At 51.6% G+C, this 23889-nt stretch carries 17 protein-coding genes; 6 read left to right on the top strand and 11 right to left on the bottom strand.

Annotated elements, in window-relative coordinates:
* Window positions 1–126: 126 nt before the first annotated feature.
* Both bioF and bioB read right to left on the bottom strand, forming a co-directional pair.
* Entirely contained in the window at window positions 127–1290 is a 1164-nt protein-coding gene (gene bioF, locus R0134_RS06295; protein WP_319783958.1) for an 8-amino-7-oxononanoate synthase, read from the bottom strand.
* Window positions 1291–1460: 170 nt separating this feature from the next.
* Window positions 1461–2513 (bottom strand): biotin synthase BioB, encoded by a 1053-nt coding sequence (gene bioB, locus R0134_RS06290; RefSeq protein ID WP_319783957.1) that lies wholly within the window; start codon window positions 2511–2513, stop codon window positions 1461–1463.
* Window positions 2514–2730: 217 nt separating this feature from the next.
* Between bioB and bioA the strand changes: the two genes are divergently transcribed.
* The gene (gene bioA / locus R0134_RS06285; RefSeq protein ID WP_319784315.1) at window positions 2731–4011 is read left to right on the top strand and encodes an adenosylmethionine--8-amino-7-oxononanoate transaminase; all 1281 of its coding nucleotides are present in this window, start codon (window positions 2731–2733) and stop codon (window positions 4009–4011) included.
* A gap of 611 nt (window positions 4012–4622) precedes the next feature.
* On the opposite strand, the gene R0134_RS06280 is transcribed toward bioA, so the two are convergent.
* The 3 genes from R0134_RS06280 to R0134_RS06270 all read right to left on the bottom strand — a co-directional run bounded on the left by R0134_RS06280 (window position 4623) and on the right by R0134_RS06270 (window position 8572).
* Complete coding sequence (locus R0134_RS06280) at window positions 4623–5666, bottom strand: IS110 family transposase (RefSeq protein WP_319782097.1); 1044 nt, start codon at window positions 5664–5666, stop codon at window positions 4623–4625.
* Window positions 5667–6054: 388 nt separating this feature from the next.
* Window positions 6055–8019 (bottom strand): diguanylate cyclase, encoded by a 1965-nt coding sequence (locus R0134_RS06275; protein WP_319783956.1) that lies wholly within the window; start codon window positions 8017–8019, stop codon window positions 6055–6057.
* A 208-nt stretch (window positions 8020–8227) separates the two neighbouring features.
* A complete protein-coding gene (locus R0134_RS06270; protein ID WP_319783955.1) occupies window positions 8228–8572 on the bottom strand; it encodes a hypothetical protein in 345 nt (114 codons plus the stop codon).
* Window positions 8573–8693: 121 nt separating this feature from the next.
* Between R0134_RS06270 and asnS the strand changes: the two genes are divergently transcribed.
* Window positions 8694–10094, top strand: coding sequence for an asparagine--tRNA ligase (gene asnS, locus R0134_RS06265; RefSeq protein ID WP_319783954.1), 1401 nt, complete (start codon window positions 8694–8696; stop codon window positions 10092–10094).
* A 234-nt stretch (window positions 10095–10328) separates the two neighbouring features.
* Here the strand turns inward: asnS and R0134_RS06260 are convergent, their stop codons facing one another.
* Window positions 10329–11621: an NCS2 family permease gene (locus R0134_RS06260; RefSeq protein ID WP_319783953.1), complete on the bottom strand. Its 1293-nt coding sequence runs from the start codon at window positions 11619–11621 to the stop codon at window positions 10329–10331.
* A gap of 337 nt (window positions 11622–11958) precedes the next feature.
* Between R0134_RS06260 and napE the strand changes: the two genes are divergently transcribed.
* The 4 genes from napE to torD all read left to right on the top strand — a co-directional run bounded on the left by napE (window position 11959) and on the right by torD (window position 16658).
* Window positions 11959–12120 (top strand): periplasmic nitrate reductase, NapE protein, encoded by a 162-nt coding sequence (gene napE, locus R0134_RS06255; RefSeq protein ID WP_319783952.1) that lies wholly within the window; start codon window positions 11959–11961, stop codon window positions 12118–12120.
* A gap of 57 nt (window positions 12121–12177) precedes the next feature.
* Window positions 12178–13353: a pentaheme c-type cytochrome TorC gene (gene torC / locus R0134_RS06250; RefSeq protein WP_319783951.1), complete on the top strand. Its 1176-nt coding sequence runs from the start codon at window positions 12178–12180 to the stop codon at window positions 13351–13353.
* A gap of 23 nt (window positions 13354–13376) precedes the next feature.
* A complete protein-coding gene (torA, locus tag R0134_RS06245) occupies window positions 13377–15860 on the top strand; it encodes a trimethylamine-N-oxide reductase TorA (protein WP_319783950.1) in 2484 nt (827 codons plus the stop codon).
* Between the two features lie 132 nt (window positions 15861–15992).
* Window positions 15993–16658 carry a molecular chaperone TorD gene (gene torD, locus R0134_RS06240; protein WP_319783949.1) on the top strand — a complete coding sequence of 222 codons (666 nt, stop codon included), beginning with the start codon at window positions 15993–15995 and terminating at the stop codon, window positions 16656–16658.
* Window positions 16659–16789: 131 nt separating this feature from the next.
* On the opposite strand, the gene R0134_RS06235 is transcribed toward torD, so the two are convergent.
* From R0134_RS06235 to R0134_RS06215, 5 genes are all read right to left on the bottom strand, one after another.
* On the bottom strand, window positions 16790–18241 hold the full coding sequence (locus R0134_RS06235) for a bifunctional 2-methylcitrate dehydratase/aconitate hydratase (RefSeq protein WP_319783948.1): 1452 nt from the start codon (window positions 18239–18241) through the stop codon (window positions 16790–16792).
* 183 nt (window positions 18242–18424) lie between these two features.
* A complete protein-coding gene (gene prpC, locus R0134_RS06230) occupies window positions 18425–19537 on the bottom strand; it encodes a 2-methylcitrate synthase (RefSeq protein WP_319783947.1) in 1113 nt (370 codons plus the stop codon).
* Complete coding sequence (gene prpB / locus R0134_RS06225) at window positions 19530–20435, bottom strand: methylisocitrate lyase (RefSeq protein ID WP_319784314.1); 906 nt, start codon at window positions 20433–20435, stop codon at window positions 19530–19532. The genes prpC and prpB overlap by 8 nt, the downstream gene beginning before the upstream one ends.
* A gap of 941 nt (window positions 20436–21376) precedes the next feature.
* Complete coding sequence (locus R0134_RS06220; protein WP_319783946.1) at window positions 21377–23284, bottom strand: bifunctional diguanylate cyclase/phosphodiesterase; 1908 nt, start codon at window positions 23282–23284, stop codon at window positions 21377–21379.
* Window positions 23285–23854 (bottom strand): hypothetical protein, encoded by a 570-nt coding sequence (locus R0134_RS06215; protein WP_319783945.1) that lies wholly within the window; start codon window positions 23852–23854, stop codon window positions 23285–23287.
* Between the last annotated feature and the right edge of the window lie 35 nt (window positions 23855–23889).

Here is a 23889-nt window from a genome sequence, read left to right as displayed (position 1 = left end):
TTATGTTGTGACCTAAATGGTTGCGCCCGAGTTGTAATGCGAGAACAAGTGTTCGCCTACAAACCCCCTCGATCTCGTTCTTCGTCCGTATTGGTCCGTGTATTCCGTGGCAAAAAAGCGTTGGCCTTAGATTTCACCCTTCACACTCTCTTGCAGTGCGGCCAACAAAGCCGCGATATCCGCTTGGCTGTGGGCGGCGCTGAGGGTAATGCGCAGCCGTGATGATCCTTTGGGCACTGTGGGTGGGCGTATGGCGCCAACCCAAAAGCCTTGTTCGCGCAAGCGGTTGGACAAATTCAAGGTCGCTTGCTCATCGCCCACCAACTCTTTACCTAGTAATAAGGGCTGAATGGCGGTGTTAGAGGGCAACAGCTGTAATGGCAGATTTGCCGCCCCGTCACGAAATTGCTGGATGCGCGCTTGCAGTTGTTCACGTGGCTCGTCTGCCGTTTGAGCTAAGCGCACCGCCGCCAAAATGGCCGCCGCTTGGGGGGGCGGTAAGTGGGTGCTGTACACATAGCTGCGCGCATGATTATGCAAGTAATCCACTAACGCCTGACTGCCGCCAATAAAAGCACCACTCACGCCCAGCGCTTTGCCAAAGGTGCCCATGTGAATGTGCACTTTATCGGGTGCTACGTCCTGCTCGCTTAAGGTGCCGCGCCCTTGTTTACCCAGCACGCCCAAGCCATGAGCGTCATCTATCATCAGCCAGTTACCGGTTTGATCGGCAAGCGCGCTTAAACCACGCCAATCGCCTTGGTCGCCATCCATGCTAAACACGCCCTCGGAGACAATCAGCCCCGCTTTGGGTTTAAGCTGCTTGGCCAGCGCACCCATGTCGTTATGGGCGAAGCGGCGCATGCGCGCTGGGCTCAGCATGCCCGCCTCTTGCAAGGAGGCATGATTGAGCCGGTCTTGCCAAAGCAGGTGCTCTTTAGTGAGCAAAGCTTTGATTAACGCTTGATTGGCGGAAAAGCCCGAGCTAAACAGCAACACAGCGTCTAATCCTAGCCAGTCGGCCAACTCGCTTTCTAATTGCCGATGAATGGCCTGATGGCCCACTACTAAGGGTGAAGCCACGGCACCCACGCCAAATTCGCGGGCCGCCGCATCGGCGGCCTTGATTAATTCGGGTGCTTGGCTAAAGCCTAAATAATCGTTACCGGCAAAGTTTAAATAGCACTTACCTGCACTAAATAACTGGCGGCCCGTCACCTTATCGATAGCCGGTAACCGGCGCCGCAAGCCCAACGCTTCCCGCTCGGCAAGGCAAAGATTAAAGGGCATATTTGAACCTTATTTAATTAATAGCGCCCTGCGCCCAGCACCAAGCGCCGAGTTAAAGCGTTAAAACACCAACCCGTCATCCTGATGGTCATCAGGATGACGGCAAAAACCAACACCAATCGGTGTTTGTTTTTAGCTGGGTGCTGGGCACTGGGCGCTGGGCGCTGCCCTTAAGCTTCGTAATACAAAACCGGCTCGGCTTGGGCGGCGAGTTGTTCATGCAGCTCAATTTCGGTCATCTCGTCCGGCTTTTGGCTGACTTGACTCACACCGCTGGGGCGTATGCCTAAGCGTTTAAATAACTGCATGTCGCTGCTTTCATCGGGGTTGGGCGTCGTCAGCAATTTGCAGCCGTAAAAAATCGAGTTAGCGCCGGCCATAAAGCACATGGCTTGCATTTGGTCGTTCATTTTTTCGCGCCCCGCAGATAAGCGCACATGGCTTTGGGGCATTAAGATGCGCGCCACGGCGATGGTGCGAATAAAATCAAAGTCGTCTAAATCTGCTTGATTTTCCATCGGCGTGCCTTTTACTTTGACCAACATATTAATGGGCACACTTTCTGGCTGGCGCGGCAGGTTCGCTAAGGCTTGTAACAGACCGGCTCTATCTTCTGCACTTTCGCCTAAGCCCACTATGCCACCGGAGCAGACTTTCATGCCGGAGTTGCGCACATTTTCCAGCGTATCTAAGCGGTCCGCATAGGTGCGTGTGGTAATAATATCGCCGTAGAATTCGGGGCTGGTGTCTAGGTTATGGTTGTAATAATCGAGCCCTGCATCAGCCAAGCGGCCCGCTTGACTGTCATCGAGCATGCCCAGCGTCATGCAGGTTTCTAGGCCTAACGATTTCACCTCTTGCACCATCTGTACCAAATACGGCATATCGCGCTCTTTGGGATTACGCCACGCCGCACCCATGCAAAAACGGCTAGAGCCATTGGCTTTGGCTTCTTGGGCCCGTGCTAACACGTTTTCCATTTCCATTAAGCGCTCTACTTCTAGGCCGGTGTTATAGCGGGCACTTTGCGGGCAGTATTTGCAGTCTTCTGGGCAGGCGCCGGTTTTAATGGATAACAGAGTGCTGACTTGTACTTCGTTGGCATCAAAGTTCGCCCTGTGCACTTGCTGGGCTTCAAACAAGAGATCAAACAGCGGACGCTCAAACAAGGCAAGCACCTGCTCACGGCTAACTTGCTCACGGCTCGATTGGGGTAGGCTCATGGCCGGGTTCCTTATCTGTTCAAAATGGTGATAACACTGAGGGCTCACTGCTTTATTCAGCAGTATTTTGGTTGGCTAGTGTAAGCGCCAATGTTAGCCTGTCAATCATAAACACCTGATCAAGTTGACGTTTGGCTAATTTATGAACAAACCAGTTTTTGATAACCCGCTCGCCCCCGCTCCGCTCATCGCTTCCCTCTCAGACTCAATCTCTAACCTGAGCAACAGCGATTTTGACCGCCAACATATCTGGCACCCCTATACCTCGCTCACCCGTCCGCTGCCCTGTTATGAAGTGGCCAGCGCCGAGGGCGTGCATTTGCAACTCAGCGATGGTCGCCGTTTGATTGATGGCATGTCGTCTTGGTGGGCCTGTTTGCACGGTTATAATGTGCCCGAGCTTAATGCCGCCGCCACCGCACAATTAGCCAAGATGTCTCATGTGATGTTTGGCGGTTTAACCCATGAACCGGCGATAAAACTGTGTCGCGCCTTAAGCGAGATATTACCCAGCGGACTGGATCGCTTTTTCTTAGCAGACTCAGGATCTGTGTCGGTTGAAGTGGCGTTAAAAATGGCCATTCAATACTGGCACGGCAAAGGCACACCCAAAACCCTGTTCGCCGCGCTGAACAAGGGCTATCACGGGGACACCTTTGGCGCCATGAGCGTGTGCGACCCTAATGGCGGCATGCACAGTTTGTATCAAGGTTTTTTGCCCGAGCATGTGTTTATCGAAAGCCCGCGCAGCCGCTTTGATGGCGACTGGGATCCCCAAGACTTAGCGCCATTAGCGCTGCTGTTGGCCGAGCGCCATCATGAATTAGCAGCACTGGTGTTAGAGCCCATAGTCCAAGGTGCCGGTGGCATGTGCTTTTATCACCCGGAGTTTTTAAAAGGCGCGCGCAAATTGTGCAGACAATATGATGTACTGCTGATTGTGGATGAAATAGCCACCGGCTTTGGCCGCACCGGAAGACTATTCGCCTGTGAATGGGCGGACATTACGCCAGATATACTGTGTATTGGTAAGGCACTGACCGGCGGCTATATGACGATGGCCGCCACCATCACAACCCAACATGTGGCCGAGACCATTTGTAATGGCCCTGCAGGTGTCTTGATGCACGGGCCCACTTTTATGGCGAATCCGCTGGCCTGTGCCGTGGCCTTGGCCAGTCTTGAATTACTGTTAAGCTCAACCTGGCAGGCACGCATTGGCGCTATTGAAGCGCAGCTAAAAACTGAGCTGGCAGCAGCAAAAGAGTTAGCTGCGGTGGCAGATGTGCGCGTATTAGGGGGCATTGGTGTGATAGAGCTGCTTGAGCCCTTGAATGTGGCTAAGGTGCAAGCGCAATTGGTGGAATTAGGCGTATGGATCCGCCCTTTTGGTAAGCTGCTGTATATTATGCCGCCCTATATTATTACCCCGAAACAGCTGAGCCAATTAACAAGGGCGATGTTGGTGGTGTGTGAGGGTGCAACAGCGACGAGCTAAAAGAAAAGCATCACACCAAAACCCTATTTGCCACGGAATACACGGACAAAAGGCTTAGAAAATAGCGGTGCGTTTAGCGCTATACGTCATACGTTAAGGTCACACACCGCCCTTTTTCGTGATACCGGATTTGCTCCGGTATCTCGCTTTGTTTTTAATACCTAGAGCAAGATCCTGACGTGCGTCAGGATGACGGCAAACAACAAACACCGATTCTTCCTCACCCGTCATGCCGAGCGTGCCACGGTATCTCGCTTTTGTTTCTAATACCCAAAGCGAGATCCTGACGTGCGTCAGGATGACTGCAAACAACAAACACCGATTCTTCCTCAGCCGTCATGCCGTATATGGACTCCTTCTGTATGACAACCGTCTTTGAACATAAAATAAGCAGCATGGGTAAGGAGCTGGCGTATATTCGGACTCTCATTGGGGAGCTACCCCTGTCCCTTGATGTATTCGCACCTTCAGGCCTCTGCGGACTTACGGCATGGTTTGCACACTGGCATGAACAGGCTTTCTGAAGGTTGGTCTCACCTCTTAACTGTATCTTCGCTCGTTTCTGGTTATCATTTAACTTGGTTGTTCGTTCAGTTGACGGATTGACTCAGCTACGCGCTGACTAATAATGTGGGCTGATGATACTCTTCGCCATGACGCAACATTGCCCAGGCGGTACGGACTGTTTTGTTGGCCAGCCCCACTGAAGCGATGCCAAAGCCACGTCGCTGCATCATGGCTTTCAGCCAGGCCTCTTTCTGATTAACCGGTTCTCTTTTCTGTAATTTTTGCAAAACGGAACGCGCGCCCTGAATAAGGTTCGAACGCTGCTGCCTTTTGCCGTGGCGTTTACCAATACCTCCCATCACGACCTTGCCACCCGTACTAAACTGTTTGGGTGTGACACCCACGCAGGCCGCCGCTTCCCGACCGGAGGCGAAGTTGCCACCGTTAGTACCTAACATCAGATAGAGATGCAACGCATTGACCGGGCCCACGCCTTCTAACTTCATCAACTTTGCGCAACTTGGATGTTGTTTGATTAACTTATCACGCCTCGCTTCTAACGCTTGAAAGCGCTGAGTCAAGGATAAGTAAGCTTGCCACAGCTCTGATAGCTCATCGCGTAATGGCATCGGGATCTCGTTCTCCGCGTCTTCCAGAATAAGGGGTATCGCCGCACGCAAACCCGCGAAACCTTTAGTAATGGTGATACCAAACTCAAATATCAGGGCTCTGATTAGGTTACTGGTCGCCGTGCGCTGATCTTGCATGTGCTCCCGGATACGCTCTATGCTTTGCAGCCCTTGTTGCTCCGTTGACTTGGGGGTGACGGTTTTTAATCCTGGATGTGATAGTGCCGCACCGATAGCTTCCGCATCGTTATGATCGGTTTTATGTCCGAGCCGAAATGCAGCCACGATTTTAGGGGCGATAATCACCGGCTTATGGCCCATCGCTTCGACAGTGCGAGCCCAATAATGTGCAGAGCCACACGCCTCCATCGCCACGACGCAAGCAGGATGCTTACTGAGCATGGCAGTAAGCTGAGCACGGGTATAAGCGCGGTTACGCTGCGTTTTATTATTCTTAAGGGTGCACGCTTGGAACGAATGTTTTGCCAAATCGAGGGCAATGACAGTATCGTGTTTCATGTATGGACTCCTTCCGATTGAGGACTCGGGGTTGTGGTAAACTTACCGTACTCCTCTGAGGGTGAAGGAGTCCATACATCGGGCTTGCCCCGGTATCTCGCTTTGTTTTTAATACTTAGAGCAAGATTCTGACGTGCGTCAGGATGACGGCAAACAACAAACACCGACTCTTCCTCAGCCGTCATACCGAGCGTGCCTCGGTATCTCGCTTTTGTTTCTAATACCCAAAGCGAGATCCTGACGTGCGTCAGGATGACGGCAAACAACAAACACCGATTCTTCCTCAGCCGTCATACCGAGCGTGCCCCGGTATCTCGCTTTTGTTTCTAATACCTAGAACGAGATCCTGACGTGCGTCAGGATGACGGCAAACAACAAACACCGACTTTTACTCAGTCGTCACTGTGCCTTGGTATTCAATCACCCGATTACGGCCTTGTTCTTTGGCTTGATATAACGCCAAGTCGGCTTTTTTAATGAAGGCGTCGAGTTGTTTATCTTGTGCCGTTAACATGGCAAAACCGATAGACACTGTGATGTTCATGGTCTCACCTGAGGGCATGACTACTGGCATGTCGGCGATTTCTTGGCGTAGGCGCTCCGCCACCAAGGTGGCTTGCTCGGCGGACAATTCCGGCAACAAGGCAATAAATTCTTCACCGCCAAAGCGGGCAAATACATCTAGGTCTCGCAAGCTTTCGTGTACGGTTTTTGCCAGCTGCTTAAGCACTACATCGCCGCCGTCATGGCCGTAGGTGTCGTTAACCCGTTTAAAGTAGTCAATATCAAACATCAGTATTGCTAGCGCATGTTGATAACGCACCGCCCGTTTAAATTCCAGCTCACCGCGTTCATAAAAGTGGCGGCGATTACTGATATGGGTCAGGGCATCAATATTGGCTAACTGTTCTAACTTTCTTTCTAGCTGTATGCGGTCGGTAATATCAAACACACTGGTGCGGGCAATGGCAAAATGCCCAGCTTGGTCTTTAAGTGAGGTCGCAGAGGTAGACACATAAAAAGTCGAGCCATTTTTGCACTGCATCTCTAGCACTATATTGTCGATTTCTTGCTCGGTTTTAAGTAAGTCAAAAAATTCAGTAAAACGCAGCTGACTGTCGGCCGTTAAAAAGTCCACAAACGGCTGGCCCACCACTTCTTCCCGCTCATAACCCAGCCATTCCAGCTCGGTTTGATTGATACGAATAAAGTGACCCTGAGCATCTAGGCTGTGATAACCACAGGGCGCATGCTCGTAAAGATCGCTCAATTCCGCCGTTACCGCTTGGTGATAGCGCCGGCGAAGCTGTTTTTGCACTTTGTTATAGGCCAATAACCACGCCGCCACCGCCAAGCTCAGCAGTATTAACGCCAATACGGCGCGCCCCAAAGGCTGATACAACACAGACTGCGCTTGGATCACTTCTTTAGGTAAAAATATCACCAGCTTCCAAGCAGTATTGGCAAGGGCTGCGTCTGATAATAGTGCTCCGTGCCGCTCCCGAAAATCCGCGTGTTGACGAAGCGTAAACGCAAAAGGGTAAATACTTTGAAACCGAAACAGACCTTGTGCGGTTTCCACCACGCCTGAGTCTTGAGCGGCCACGCTCGGCCAGGCATCGGGATACAGAGTGGCAAAATTATGGCTGGGTTTACCTAAGTCAGCGCCCCATTCATTGCTGCGCTTATGGTTGCTAAGCCAAAAGCCTTGCGGGTCAAGCAACATACCTTGCTGATCGATACGGCGAGACATTTGTAAGCGAAAACGCTCCAACATGTCTTGCGCCATAAAATTAAGTATCAGCACACCCGCCCTGTCGCCGTCCGCATCCAGCACTGGAGTCACAAAGCGCAGCATGGGCTTGTGTGGTTGTTCAATTACGCCCTGCTCTACGTTTAAGTCCATGCGCGACACAAATACCTGATCAGCGGCCAGCGTTTGGGCTTCGCTAAAGTAATAACGGTGTGATTTATCTTGCAGCTGCTCGGTAGAGATAGCTTGCGCGGCACCTTGAGGCATATTGACGCGCACTAATTCGTGTCCGGAATTATCCAGCAGGCGAATTTGGTCAAAGCGGTTATAAGTGGTGGCGGCATTTTTGAACAGCAGTTCAAGGCGAGCGCGATCACTTGTACTACCACTGCTTAAGTATTCCACCATGGCGGGTGAATTTTTTAAGAGCTCCAACAGATGTAACTGCTCATACATCTCTTTTTGAATCATCTGAGTGGTGGCCACCACGGAGGTTTCTTCTTGGGCCAATAAGCGCTCTTGCTGCTCTTGTGCATATTGCCAATAGATAGGCCCGGCTAACGCCACTACCAAGCTGCAAAACAACAAGAAAAACAGCAAAAATCGCTTAAAGATCAAACGCTTTATGGGTAAATCTGTCGCTGTATCAGCGAGGGCAGATTGAAGAGGCTTAGTGTGATTGAATAACCATGTGTGCGTCATAAATGTAAGTAAACAAACCTTGCTGTAGCCAGAGGCGGCCATTCAATAATATGGGCGACCAGAATAACACAATGCGCCACAGATTCATTAGGCTATATATTGGCGGTTAACGCGGCGAAAAGGTGGCCAACAACAGGGTAAAGATGGCGGCCGCACCCAGCAGTACTAGGTATATTTTTAGATATTGTAAATGGGCGCGCCCCTTTAAATGCACCAAGGTAAAAGCGGTGACCGCCAAGCCTAAGGCGCCCCAAACTCCCGCATGAAACCAAAAATGATGTAAGCTTAGCCACTCGGCGCGTACCGGTATTTGTTGATGTTTCAGGTAGCCAAAGTTTTGCTCGGGCCGACCGTAATGAAATATCAGCAATAACAACACATACAGCGCCCACCCCCCGACTGTCATTGCTATTAATAGCTTGTTCAGCCAATTAAAAGGCGGTGTTGCCATGTTTGCCTCCTGCTGCAATTTTTTGCTTGAGTCCTGAGTGTACACGGGTAACATTGGCTGTCTTATCTATATAGTTTATCGGCGGTTGCCGATATTAGTTAACGCTGGAGAGCGATTTCACATGACCCACGCATCTATTACTGATGTGCTAGCGGGTAAATACCCTGTTGGCACCACCGTCACCGTTAAGGGGTGGATTCGTACCCGCCGTGATTCTAAGGCGGGTATTTCGTTTTTGGCCATTCACGATGGTAGCTGCTTTAATCCGGTGCAGGCCGTGGTGCCCAATAGCGTCGAAAATTATCAGTCTGAAGTGGTGCGTTTAACGACGGGCTGTTCAGTTGAAATCACAGGCACGGTAGACGCATCTCAAGGCCAAGGCCAAGATTTTGAATTACAAGCCACCAACGTTAAGGTGATTGGTTGGGTAGAAGATCCAGACAGCTACCCAATGGCTGCCAAACGCCATTCCATTGAATATTTGCGCGAATATGCCCATTTGCGCCCTCGCACTAACATGATGGGTGCCGTCACGCGGGTACGCAACTGCTTGGCACAAGCTCTACACCGTTTCTTTCACGAAAACGGTTATGCTTGGGTGGCCACACCTTTGATCACTGCATCAGACTGCGAAGGCGCCGGTGAAATGTTCCGCGTGTCTACGCTGGACTTAGAAAACTTACCGCGCACAGAACAAGGCGGCGTGGATTTTTCTGAAGACTTTTTTGGCAAAGAAACCTTTTTAACGGTATCTGGCCAGCTAAACGCCGAAGCCTATGCCTGTGCCATGAGCAAGATATACACCTTTGGCCCTACTTTTAGGGCCGAAAACTCCAATACCAGCCGCCACTTGGCCGAGTTTTGGATGGTTGAGCCAGAACTGGCTTTTGCCGATTTGGACGATGCGGCAAGCCTTGCCGAAGATATGCTGAAATATGTGTTTAATGCCGTGTTAACCGAACGTATGGATGACATGAACTTCTTCGCCCAGCGCGTAGATAAAGATGCCATTACCCGTCTGCACGATTTTGTTGCAAAAGACTTTGCTCAGGTGGAGTACACCGAAGCCGTTGAGATCTTAATTAACTGCGGTAAGAAGTTTGAGTTTGCCGTGGAATGGGGCATCGACTTGTCGTCTGAGCACGAGCGTTATTTGGCGGAAGAGCACTTTAAAGCACCGGTGGTCGTTAAAAACTATCCGAAAGACATTAAGTCGTTCTATATGAAGCTGAATGCAGACGGCAAGACCGTGGCCGCCATGGACGTGTTAGCGCCTGGCATCGGTGAGATTATTGGTGGCTCTCAGCGTGAAGAAGTACTGGAAGTGCTGGACGCGCGCATGATCGAAATGGGCTTAAACCCAGCAGACTACGGTTGGTACCGTGATCTGCGCCGTTACGGCACCGTGCCGCACGCAGGCTTTGGCTTAGGCTTTGAGCGCTTGGTGGCGTACGTAACGGGCATGGGCAACGTACGTGACGTTATCCCCTTCCCACGTACCCCACGCCACGCCGATTTTTAATTAAACGGCCCCGCGTTAGCAAGCAAAAACCCCGCAATCGCGGGGTTTTTTTATGGGTTAAATAGCAGCGTTATTAAATGTGTTTTGTAGGCGTAAATTTATTCGCGCATTACGCCGTAGGCGTAAATCTTTAAATCCATCCAGCTACGCTGGCCCCGCGAAGTCCTCTTCGCCGAAGAGACGGCGGGCTACAAGGGACATTGAGTTTCGCTTGGTGCTCGGCGCTGCTTTTAGTTAAATCCCTACCGCAAACTTCAGCACGAATAATGCGCCGAGTCCCCATACCACAGGGCTCACTTCTTTATGGCGACCGGCCAACACTTTCACCGCCACGAAGCTAATAAAGCCAAAGGCGATGCCGTTTGCTATTGAAAACGAGAATGGCATCATCACTAACACCACTACCGCGGGTACGGCTTCGGTGATGTCGTCCCAATGCAGATGACTAAGCTGACCCATCATTAACACGGCAACATAAACCAGCGCACCGGCAGTCGCATAGGCGGGCACCATGCCGGCTAACGGCGAGAATAACAGCGCGGCAATAAATAGCAGGCCAGTCACCACGGCAGTTAAGCCGGTACGACCACCGGCGGCCACACCAGCGGTACTTTCTACATAAGACGTAGTGGTAGAAGTACCCAACAAAGAGCCGGCAATAGACGCGGTACTGTCCGCCAATAAGGCTCGACCGAGGCGCGGTAAGCGACCTTGTTCGTCGAGCATCTTGCCGCGTTGGGCCACCGCAATCAGGGTGCCGGAGGTATCAAATAAGTCGACAAACAGGAAAGCAAAAATCACCGACAGCATGCCGATATTAAACGCACCGGCAATATCGAGCTGCATAAAGGTCGGCAAGATGGACGGCGGCGTTGACACCAAGCCTTGATACTCCACATCTCCCAAGATAACCGCCAAGGCAGTAATGATCAGAATGCCAATCATAACTGCACCGCGCATGCCGCGCGCCGCCAAGCCAATGATCAAGAAGAAACCTAACGTGCCCAATAATACTGGCAAGCTGCCCATGTCACCTAAGCCCACTAGGGTGGCGGGGTTATCAACAATGATGCCGGCGTTTTTTAAGCCCACTAATGCCAAAAACATACCAATACCGGCGGCGATACCAATTTTTAGTGGTCCGGGAATGGAGTTAATAATCCACTCGCGCACTTTAAATAAACTTAACAGCACAAAAATACAGCCTGAAAAGAACACCGCCCCTAAGGCGCTTTCCCAGCTGTAGCCCTCAGACAGCACGACGGTATAGGTGAAAAAGGCGTTTAAGCCCATGCCTGGCGCTAAAGCGATGGGGTAATTGGCCCACAATCCCATAATAAAACAGCCAATAGCAGCGGCCAAACAGGTGGCCACAAACACGGCGCCGTAATCCATACCCGCCTCGGACAAAATAGACGGGTTCACAAAAATAATGTAGGCCATGGTCAAGAAAGTCGTAATACCGGCGACGACCTCTTGGCGCACGTTAGTGCCCTTTTGTTGTAACTTAAAATATTTATCTAGCATAGCAAGTGCCTACTCTGACGATAGAAGTTGTCGCAAAGTATCGTCTCAAAAGGCTCCGTTGGCAATAATTAGCCCCTTGTTGAAGTTGCACCCTAGATGAATATTTCTAAATATTTGTTTTTTGACATTAGATTGACTGAGATCAAGCTGCTGAACAGTATTATATATTAGCCTTAGGCCATCCTTTATTGCATCATGCTCACCATATAAAACCATGTCAATATTGTGGTTATTAAGTTAACGGACTGGGTTATTAGGCTAACGGTCAGCGCTTAATGCACTGCCATGCCCCCTATACCCGACTAGGATGCGACACCTAAACCGCAAGGATAACGCCATGAAACCAGCAACTGCCCCCGCTTCTCGTCGCCAAGAGTGGCGCACTTTCTTATTACTGACAGTGGTGCTTATTCCCCTGCTCAGCGTACTTATTGTGGCCGGCTACGGCTTTAGTGTCTGGTTCTTGCAAATGCTGTTTGGCCCACCCGGCCACGGTTAAAAATAACAATAACAACTGACTTATGAATCCTTGATGCGAGAACTCATGCTGACATTTATGAAAAAATTCTGGACTACGCTGCGCCGGCCCTCGGTACACATTAGCTTGGGCGCGCTGACCATAGGCGGCTTTGTGGCCGGTGTTATCTTTTGGGGCGGCTTTAATACCGCACTCGAAGTCACCAACACCGAGCAGTTTTGTATCAGTTGCCACGAGATGGAAAATAACGTTTACCAAGAGCTACAAGACACCATTCATTGGTCTAACCGCTCAGGCGTGCGCGCCACCTGCCCCGACTGCCATGTGCCACACAATTGGACCAATAAAATTGCCCGCAAGATGCAAGCCAGTAAAGAAGTGTGGGGCACGGTGTTTGGCACTATCGACACCCGTGAAAAATTTCTCGATAAGCGCTTAGAGCTGGCACAACACGAATGGGCGCGCTTTGCCGCCAACGGCTCTTTGGAATGTCGAAATTGCCATGACTACAACAGCATGGACTGGGACAAAATGTCCGATACCGCTCAACGTTTTATGAAGCCCGCCGCCGAGCGCGACCAAAGTTGTGTGGACTGTCATAAAGGTATTGCGCACCAACTGCCCGAGACCATGGTGTTTAAAGACCCAGCCCTGGATCAACTAGAGCAACGAGCACACAGTTTAAAAGTAAAAGACGGCGAACATTATTACGCGGTGAAAGCCATCACCTTGTACTTAGACGAAGGCCTCACTCAAGAAGCCGGTGAGCTAGAAGCGGCAGCCCCAGTAACGCTGGTGCAACGCAAAGGCGGAGCCGTGCAAGTTGCGGTGCCATCGTGGCGCAAAACCCGCGGCTTTGGGCGGGTGTGGTATGAAGACTTCGGCATGAATATTCCCAATATGGTGCTGGATAAAGCCGTGGCACAAAACGAACAGTTAGTAGAAGTAACGAGTGAGGCAAAAGAAGACCCCATGACCGGACTGCCCTGGGAGCAAGTGAATATTGCGTTATGGGCCGAGTCGGGCGCCCTGCTACCGGATGCTGATGACTTGTGGAGCTATGCACGCGATACCTATCGCAGCGGCTGCAGTGTGTGCCATTCGCAACCGGCAGAAGGCCACTTTGATGCCAATACGTGGCCGGGCATGTTTGCCGGTATGGTGGGCTTTACCAATATGGATGCCGACACCCAAGCGCTGGTACTTAAGTACCTACAAAAACATTCATCAGACTACGCCGGCGGCGCGCACTGATCACGACGTTGACGAGGCAAGATATGACAATTTCACGCAGACATTTTCTAAAAGGCTTAGCGGCCAGTTCGGCCGCCGCACTCATAGGCCAGAGCTTATTAGTACGCAGTGCTCACTCAGCAAGCCAAGCTGCTGGCGTTTCCGCTGAAGGCGCGTGGCGCACTGCCGGCTCCCACTGGGGCGCCATGCATGCGCTGGTAAAAGGCGGCGTGGTCGAAGAAATTAAACCCTTTAAACTGGATAAATACCCCACCGATATGCTCAAAGGTATCAAGGGCTTAATTTATAATCCGTCACGCATTCGCTACCCCATGGCACGCCTAGATTGGCTAAAAAACCGCGAAAACAGTGACCGCAAACAGCGCGGCGATAACCGCTTTGTGCGCCTAACCTGGGACGAAGCGCTGGACGTGTTTCATGAAGAGTTAGAGCGCGTACAAACCACCTATGGGCCATCAGGCCTGTATGCGGGAGCCACGGGTTGGCGCCAAACCGGTCAGTTTCACAGCTGCGGTAGCCATATGCAGCGCGCGGTTAACTTGCACGGTAATTTCGTGAATAAAGTCGGTGACTACTCCACCGGTGCAGGCCAAGTGATCTTGCCCTACGTTATGGGCTCTACCGAGGTTTATGACCAAGGCACTTCTTGGCCACTGATTTTGGAGCATTCCGACACCATAGTGCTGTGGGCCAATGATCTGTATAAAAACCTACAGGTAGGCTGGAACTGTGAAACCCACGACTCTTATGCATATCTGGCCGAGTTAAAAGAGAAGATTGCAGCCGGTAACATTAAAGTTATTAGCGTGGACCCGGTGCAAAGCAAAACCCAGCAGTATTTAGGCTGCGAGCAACAGTATATTAACCCGCAAAGTGACGTGGCCTTTATGCTGGCCTTGGCGCACACCTTATATACGGAAGACTTGCACGACAAAGACTTTCTCAATACCTATACCTTAGGCTTTGAGCCCTTTATTGATTATGTAATGGGCAAGGCTGACGACAAGACAGAAAAGACGCCAGAATGGGCGGCCACCATCAGTGGCGTAGACGCTGAGCGCACCCGCGAATTTGCGCGACTGTTGGCCGGTGGTCGTACTCAGTTAATTTTTGGTTGGGCCATTCAGCGCCAGCAACATGGCGAGCAACCTTATTGGGCGGGTGCGGTATTGGCGGCCATGCTCGGGCAAATTGGCCTGCCCGGTGGTGGCATCAGCTATGCGCACCACTACAGTGGCATTGGCATTCCTCCCACTGACGCCAGTGTGCCCGGTGGCTTTCCGCGTAACCTTGAGCCGGGTAAATTTCCTGAGCACCCCAGCACCGACTTTAAAGGCGCCAGTTCCATTATTCCGGTGGCACGCTGGATTGACTGTATTCTTGAGCCCGGTGGCAAGCTGCAATATAACGGCAGTGAGGTGACCTACCCAGACATTAAGATGTGTATTTTCAGTGGCTGTAATCCGTGGCACCACCATCAGGATCACAACCGCATGAAGCGCGCTTTCTATGAGCTAGAAACCGTGGTTACTATCGATTATTCCTGGAATGCTACCTGTCGCTTCTCAGACCTAGTGCTGCCAGCCTGTACGCAGTTTGAGCGTAACGACATCGACATTTACGGCGGCTATTCAAAAACCGGCATTCTGGCCATGCACAAATTAGTGGATCCGCTATTCCACTCCCGATCGGATTTTAATATTTTCACCGACTTATGTCGCCGTTATGGTCGCCATAAAGAATACACGCAAAATAAAGATGAATTTCAGTGGCTAAGAGAGCTGTATAACGATTGCCGTGACGCCAACAAAGACAAGTATCCGATGCCGGAGTTTGACCAGTTTTGGGAAGACGGTTACGTGCACTTTGGCGAGGGTAAAAACTGGGTGCGCCATGCAAGCTTCAGAGAAGATCCAGAAGTAAATGCCGTGGGCACGCCGTCGGGCTTTATTGAAATCAGCAGCCGAAAAATTGGCAGCTACGGCTATGACGACTGCCAGCAGCACCCGATTTGGATGGAAAAAGCCGAGCGTTCTCACGGTGGCCCGGGTTCAGATAAGTTTCCGTTATGGCTACAATCCGTGCATCCAGATAAACGCCTGCACTCGCAAATGTGCGAGTCAGACGAATATCGCGCTACCTACGCGATACAAGGCCGTGAGCCGGTTTACTTAAGCCCAGCAGACGCCAGTGCGCGCAACATTAAGGACGGCGACTTGGTGCGGGTGTTTAATGATCGCGGCCAGCTGTTAGCCGGTGCCGTGGTGTCGGACTTGTTTCCAAGCGGCGTTATTCGTATTCAAGAAGGCGCTTGGTATGGCCCCACTGACGCCAGCATAGGTGCGCTCGATACTTACGGCGATCCGAATACACTGACGCTGGATATTGGCACCTCGCGCTTGGCGCAGGCACCCAGCGCCAATACTTGCTTGGTAGAAATTGAAGTCTTTAGCGGTACAGTGCCGCCTGTGACCTCTTTTGGTGGCCCAACTGTGGTTACAGCTTAAAGCAATTGCTGTCTAAAACAGTTATCGTCTAGGCATGAGCTAAACAGAGAGCTAACACAGCAGCAGAGTAGCGGGCGCCAACATGATGGCGCCCGCACACTGATAGACTCGAGCAGTTAAATTGAGGATCCCATGACGCTACAAGACGCAACAGACACCACTGCGGCCCCACAGCTTAGCCCCGAGCAGCAGTTGGCGGGTGAGTATTACCAACATCAAGCGCTGATCTGCCAATGGTTTGCCACTCTGCTGGCCAAAGAGCTGGATGAGACCGCACTCAAGGCTTATATGAGCGGAGAAGCCGCCCCTTTACTGGAAGATCTGGAAGGTATTTCTGAGCTGGCCAAACCGGTACAGCAATTAAGCCAAGCCATCAGCACGCTACACCTACTCGAGCAGCCCAAATTAGAGCTGGCAGCCGACTTTGCCAGCTTATTTTTAAGCGATGCCCGCCACAGCCCTGCCCCTTATGCCTCACTATATCTGGATGAGGGGCGCTTTAGTGGCCCCAGCCTGCAGCGCATGCAAGCCCGCTTAGCCGCCATTGGCATGGTAGTGAGTGCACAGTTAACCGAACCGGCAGATCATGTCAGCATAATGCTGGATTATTTAGCCGAAGGTTATCGCCAGTTAGCGGAACACCCCACGCCAGCAGCAGAAGCCACCGTCGCCAACTTTGTGCAGGACGAACTGGCCAGCTGGTTACCTGAATGGGCTAACCGAGGCCAAAAAATAGACACCGCCAGTCAGTTTTATCCTGCCCTATTGAGCTTAATCGCGGCGTATTTTGCGGATTAGTAAAAAGTGAGGCGTGAGGAAAAAAGTACTCGCCAAAAAACAAAAAGGCCCCGTGATTACGGGGCCTTTTTAGTATCAAGTGTTCGCTATTATGCTGCACCCTTGCGGTACAAAGCACACATGATGCCGTATTAATTTATCAGCCAGAGCCCCATAAAATCGGCAACCGACAGCTTAGCTAACTGTGCTTGGTTTTGGCAGGCCTCGATAATGGCTTGGCATTGGATTGGCGGAAAGCGGGTCTGCAAATTGCGCACAAACTTCTGCTCTAATACTGGCATGCCTTCTGTGCGGCGGCGTTTGTGACCGATGGGATACATCACTTCGACTTTGGCGGTGTGGCTGCCGTCCTTAAAAAACACCTGTATGGCATTGGCGATGGCGCGCTTGTCCGCTTGCAAATAATCAGCACTGTAGCTGGCCTCTTCCGTGACCTGCATTTTTTCGCGCAGCACATCGATGGCCGGATGGGCGTGGTGAAAGTCATCTTCGTAATGCTCGGCAACTAGCTCGCCGAACAACAAGGGCACCGCCACCATGTATTGCAGGCAGTGATCGCGGTCGGCAGGATTATTCAGCTCACCGCGCTTAGAAATAATGCGGATCGCCGACTCATGAGTGCTGATCTCGATACGGGCGATGTCCTCGATGCGACCTTTAAGCTGTGGGTGCAACTGCAGTGCGCACTCCACCGCCGTTTGGGCGTGAAACTCGGCGGGAAAACTGAGCTTAAATAAGATATTCTCCATCACATAGCTGGCAAAGGGCTGGCTTAGGCGGATGGATTGGCCGTTAAATAACACCTTATTGAACCCCCATAGCGGCGCACTGAGCACAGACGGCAAGCCCATTTCGCCTTTAAGGGTGATCATGGCCAGGCGCACGGCGCGCGCTGTGGCATCCCCTGCCGCCCAGGATTTGCGCGAGCCGGCATTGGGCGCATGGCGATAGGTGCGCAGCGCACAGCCATCAACCCACGCTTGGGATAACGCATCTATCACCTGTGCCTTAGTGCCACCCAATAGCTGTGTGACCACGGCGGTGGAGGCCACGCGCACTAATAACACATGATCCAGCCCTACGCGGTTAAAGCTATTTTCCAGCGCCAGCACCCCTTGAATTTCATGGGCTTTGATCATGGCGGTGAGCACAGCGTGCATGGTGAGCCCCGCCCTGCCCTCAGCCAACGCCACCCGACTCACGTAATCCGCCACCGCCAAGATAGCGCCCAGATTATCAGAGGGATGCCCCCATTCGGCGGCCAGCCAGGTGTCGTTAAAGTCCAGCCAACGGATCATACAACCAATATTAAAGGCCGCCGTGATTGGATCCAGCACATGGGAGGTGCCGGGCACCCGCGCTCCGTGCGCCACTGTGGTGCCCGGCACTATGGGGCCTAAATGCTTGGTGCATTCTGGAAATCGCAGCGCCAACAAGCCACAACCCAAGGTGTCCATCAAACACAGACGCGCCGTGTTATATGCCTCATCTGAGGTTATCTGATAATCCATCACATAATCGGCAATGCTGACTAACAAGGCATCCGGTGCTGGCCGGTGATTGTGTTCCACATGCTTGCTCATTAGCGCTCCTAGATTCGTGCGTAAGTCGTGCTTGCATCTTGCTTAAGCAGTGTTGTGTTTGCCCCTAAAGATTAAGGGATTCTTTGCCACGGAATACACGGAAAACAAACCAACAGCCAACAGACTTTTAATGGGTAAGACCAAGCCCTGCCGCCTGAACGTTTCGGCTTGTTCAGTGGCAAGTTAACGCTTAGAGATGGGCTTCCAGGCTTGAGGCTCGGGCCCTATGTAGTCGGCGGTGGGTCGGATAATACGATTATGCGACCGCTGCTCCATAATGTGCGCCGCCCAGCCGGTTACGCGACTGAGCACAAAAATAGGCGTAAACATCTGGGTTGGAATGCCCATAAAGTGATAAGCGCTGGCATGATAAAAATCCGCATTAGCAAACAGCTTTTTCTCGCGCGCCATCACGTCCTCCACCCGCTCAGAAATCTGATATATCTGCCGGTCGCCGACCGACTCACTGAGTTTTTTCGCCCAAGTTTTAATAATGGCGTTACGCGGATCTTGAGTTTTATACACCGCATGACCAAAGCCCATCACCTTCTGCTTTTGCGCCAGCATCTCCAACAGCCCTTGTTCGGCTTCATCTGGGGTATTCCACTGGGCAATCATGGCCATGGCTGCCTCGTTGGCGCCGCCGTGCAAAGGGCCGCGCAAGGTGCCGATGGCGGCGGTAACGGCGGAGTGCATATCGGTGAGCGTGGAAGCGCACACGCGGGCGGTAAAGGTAGAGGCATTAAACTCATGCTCCGCGTACAAAATTAACGAGCAGTTCATCACTTTGGTATCGAGATCGTTCGGCGCACTGCCGCGCAGCATATGTAAGAAATGACCCGCCACACTGGTATCGTCCAGTAGGGTGTCGATGCGTACGCCATCGTGGGTATAGCGATACCAATAGCAAATAATGGCGGGCAGCAAAGCAATGATGCGCTCCGCTGCCGCTTGCTGTTCACTAAAGTGGGTTTCGGTTTCTAGGTTACCCAGCACAGAGCAGCCGGTGCGCAATACGTCCATGGGGTGTGCCGACGCCGGTATTAACTCCAGCACCGTGCGCAGTGCCGCCGGTAAGCCTCGATTCGCCGCCAAGCGACTGTGAAAGGCGGCAAGCTCGCCTTTATTGGGCAAATAACCTTTGAGCAGCAAAAACGCCACTTCTTCAAATTGAGCCTTACTGGCCAAGTCCACCACGTTATAGCCGCGATAAGCCAGACCCGTGCCCGTCGCTTGCACCGAACTAATGGCAGTGTCGCCGGCACTTTGGCCGCGCAAGCCTTGCGTGTTAGTCATGCTGAGTTCCTTTTTTAGCTAAGACCGAAGGGTGTTCTGTAACTGAAGGTGAAGATGCAGCGTTAAATAAAGCATCTAACTTGGCTTCGTATTCATGATAGCCAAGGGTGTGATAAAGTTGCTCTCGGGTTTGCATTAAATCCAGCACATCACGCTGATGGCCGGCGCTAAGCAGCTCTTTATATACCCGCTCCGCTGCCTGACTCATGGCACGAAAGGCCGACAACGGATACAACACCATGGCCACCCCCACCGCGCCCAGCTGGGCTTGAGTAAATAATGGCGTTTGACCAAACTCGGTAATATTGGCCAGCACCGGCACACACACGGCGGCACAAAATGCCTGATAATCCACCAAGCGGGTCACAGCTTCGGGAAAAATCATATCGGCACCGGCCGCCACACAGGCCTGAGCCCGCTCCATGGCCCCGTTTAGCCCTTCTACAGCTAGCGCATCGGTGCGCGCCATTATGGTGAAATTGCTATCGGTGCGCGCATCCACCGCCGCTTTAATGCGATCCACCATTTCATCAAGGGAGACGATGGCTTTGTGAGGTCGATGGCCGCAGCGCTTTTGCGCCACTTGATCTTCAATATGAATGGCACTGACACCGGCGCGCTCCATTTCTCGTACCGTACGTGCAATATTAAAAGCGCCGCCAAAGCCGGTGTCTACATCCACTAATAAGGGCAAATCGCTGGCAGCGGTAATACGGCGTGCATCTTCTAATACGTCATTGAGGCTGGTAATGCCTAAGTCGGGCACGCCATAAGAAGCATTGGCCACCCCAGCACCGGATAAATACAGCGCTTGATGCCCTGCAAGCTCCGCCTGCATGGCGCTATAGGCATTAATGGCACCCACTATCACTAATGGGCCAGATGGTGAAGAGTGCATCGTCGAGCCAGCAGAAACTGCCGCTAAGCGAGCTAATAAACTGTGCTTCATGGCCCCTCTCCTTCGATTCTCATAAGCGACAAGGTTTACCTAAATACAAGGTTTCACCTAACAGCAAGCGCAGCTGCTAGGCAGCCTCATTTTGCTAATAGAGTCGTTTAGATACTAGAACAGTTAGGAAAGTCTGGAGGGAAAATCGCGGAAAATATCTGCTACGGTCGAGCACGTTTTGTATCAAAACAGGGGTCGGACGAGGAGTTTAAAATCTGTTGTAGGCGAACGCTTGCTCTTACATTACGCCGCAGGCGGAACGATTGAAAACACCACAAAGCTATTTTTGCAACGGAATCCACGGAACCCACAGAAAAATAGAGATCAGATCTAAAAGGGACTTTTAATGGGTAAGGGCTAAGCTCGGTCTTATGTTTTGGTTTTAAACAAAACGCCAGCTACGCTGGCCCCGCGAAGTCCTCTTTACCAAAGAGACGGCGGGCTACAAGAGACCTCTGGCTTTTGTAGGCGTCTTATTTTTAGGTAAGAGTATTCGCGCATTATACCGCAGGTGTAAATCTTTAAACTATCCTGCTGCGCAGGACCCGCGAACAAGTTGCGGGCTACAAAAATAGCGAGATCCTGACGTGCGTCAGGATGACGGCACACAACAAACACTGCTCATCCTCATCCGTCCTACCGATACTGAATCAAGTTCAGCATGACGGCCTCGGTATCTCGCTTTTGTTTAAAACCCAGAACGAGATCCTGACGTGCGTCAGGAAGACGGCTAACAACAAACACCGACTCTTTCTTATACCATTCTAAGTAAGTATGTGGCCTGTTTACATTAACAAGAGGCATTTTGTTTTTGTAGGCGTAAATTTATTCGCGCATTACACCGCAGGTGTAAATCTTAAAATCCGCCAGCTACGCTGGCCCGCTTAACATCACTGAGCTTTAAGTACGCTGAGGTTGCGCGCCGCTTTGGCCATTAACTCTTCGCTCATGGCGGCAGCAGGCATAGGTCTGGCGAGCCAGTAACCTTGGCCTAGATCGCAGCCTAATTGCGCAAGCTTAGCCTGTTGTGCTGCATCTTCTATGCCCTCGGCCACCACCCTCATGTCTAGGCTGTGCGCCAGTGAGATAATAGTTTTAACCAGATTAAGGGCGCGCACGTCGGTCACCATATCGGCGACAAACGACTTATCAATTTTAAGCTTATTGAGCGGCAATTGGCGCAAATGGCTAAAAGACGAATAGCCAGTACCAAAGTCATCGAGCGCAATCTCAATGCCCAGCGCACGCAGTTGACCTAGGATCTCGGCAGAGCCCGCTGTATCCCACACACTGGTGTCTTCGGTAATTTCTAATACTAAAGCCGCAGCACTGAGTTGAGTTTGCTGCAATACCCGGCGCACCGTATTGGCCAGCTCACCGTCCATAAAGATGCTAGGGCTAATATTGACGTTCACTTTCAGCGGCTTATGCCCTCGCTGATGCCAGAAATGCATCTGGCTGCAGGCACTGTGCAACACCCACTCATTAAGGCGATGAGCCAAGCCGTGTTGCTCGGCTACGGCTATAATTTCCAGCGGACTCACAGTGCCGTGCTCCACGGATTGCCAGCGCAACAGAGCTTCAATAGACTCAATTTCACCGGTGGCTAAGCTATAGATAGGCTGATAATGCAGCGTTAATGCGTCTTGCTCAATGGCCGCTTGCAAAGCCACCGCTAACTTTTGACAACGCAAACGCCGTTCATCCATGCCACTTTCGTACAACTGAGTGGCGAATGTGCGGCTGTGCTTGGCGTAATACATGGCCGTATCTGCATGACTGAGTAGCTCGGTCACGCTCGCCGCTTGCGCTGGATATAAACTGGTGCCTATGCTGGCTTGCGGGGACAAACAGCCATCCGTAAACGCCACATCTCGCACGATAGCCTGCCAAAGCGCGGTGGCCATAGGGCTCGCCTCATCGGGATCCTGTAAACGCTGAATGATCACAAACTCATCGCCGCCCAAACGCGCCACTTGGCCTTGTTCGCCGAGAGCCGCCTGCAAGCGTTCTGCCACTACTTTTAATACTTTATCGCCGACTTTATGACCCAAGCTGTCATTAATGGCCTTAAAGCCATCAAGATCGACCATGTGCACCGCCAAGGCTCGGTCATGGCGATCCGCCCATTGCATCGCCTGATCAATGAGCTGGTAAAAATGCATGCGATTCGGCAAACCGGTCAGAATGTCGTGATAGGCTAATTGTCGATTACGGCGGTTTTCGCGCACTAACAGCAGCAGCATTAAGCCACCACTGATGAGCAATCCCGCTAAAGATAGCGTGGAATGTAGCCGCGTGTCTTGCAGCACATCTAGCTGGCGCCAAATATTATCGCCAGAAAAGTTTTCTACGTTAATTTCTCGGGTTAATTGATGAAAGTGCGCCAGCTCTTCGCGCAACGTCATTATGGCCACCACGTCACCGGCGTTAAGCTCATAAACGTCGTCTTCCCACAATCTTAATTGCTCTGATAAGCTGCCAAGCAAGGGCAACACGCCGGGCTGCTCACGCAGTGGGCGATTTTCTTTGCCTGCTAATAAGCTATTAACCCGACTCCAGAGTACCTCAAAGCGCAGCTCTAAATATTCATTGTCTTCTAGGCCGGCCGCTAACGCGGTGAGGGCTTGGTCAAACTTCACCACTTCCATTTCTAACTCTGAGCTGCTCCAGCCCACCGCCTTAACGGTGGCTGAGACATAGCGCACAACTTCAAAGTCGCGGTAATAGCTATAAAGGGAGCTGGCACTGAACAACACCACTATGGCGGTCATGACCAACAATTTAAATTTTTTCACCTATTGCACATCCAATGTTCTTAGTTGCCAGATCAGCAGTTCGTGAAAGCGTTTATTATCCAGTTGTTTCGACTCTGACAAGGGTAACATCAACCAAGAAGGGCCTTTATCGCGAATTCTCATCGGCTCGCCATCCATACGGGTGGCCAATAATAATCCGCTCAGCTCAATGCGTGAAGTGTCAATGATAGAAAAATATTCATTAAACGCCACCGCCTTAATCACCACGCCTTTCGCGTCCACACGTTGTAATAAGTCGCGTAATAACACGCCACTAAAACGATGCACGCCATTAGTCCAAGGGGTTTCAGTATCAAATTCATGCTGGGGTAAACTGTCCAGCAGCGCTAAGTCAAACTCGGCCTGATCGGCTTGGCCCATGGCGCTATTAGTCCCCGAATTCGTCACCCCAATATTACCGGTAAGGGTTAACAACACCCGCCCTTCGGGGGCCGACAAAGGTTCAGCCGCCAGTGCATCGTCCGCTGTAGAGCTGAGCGTTACGCCACATAAGACGGCTCCCAACAGCCATTGCGCTGGCCTCAACAACGGTGTTTTTTTAGTTCGCATGGATCCCCCTAAATAAGACTCGATAGAGTATATAA

It is taken from the genome of Oceanisphaera sp. IT1-181 (assembly GCF_033807535.1).
In the GTDB taxonomy this organism is placed as follows: Bacteria; Pseudomonadota; Gammaproteobacteria; order Enterobacterales; family Aeromonadaceae; genus Oceanimonas.
Note: the sequence above shows the minus strand (reverse complement) of the source record. Positions and strands in the feature narration are given on the sequence as shown.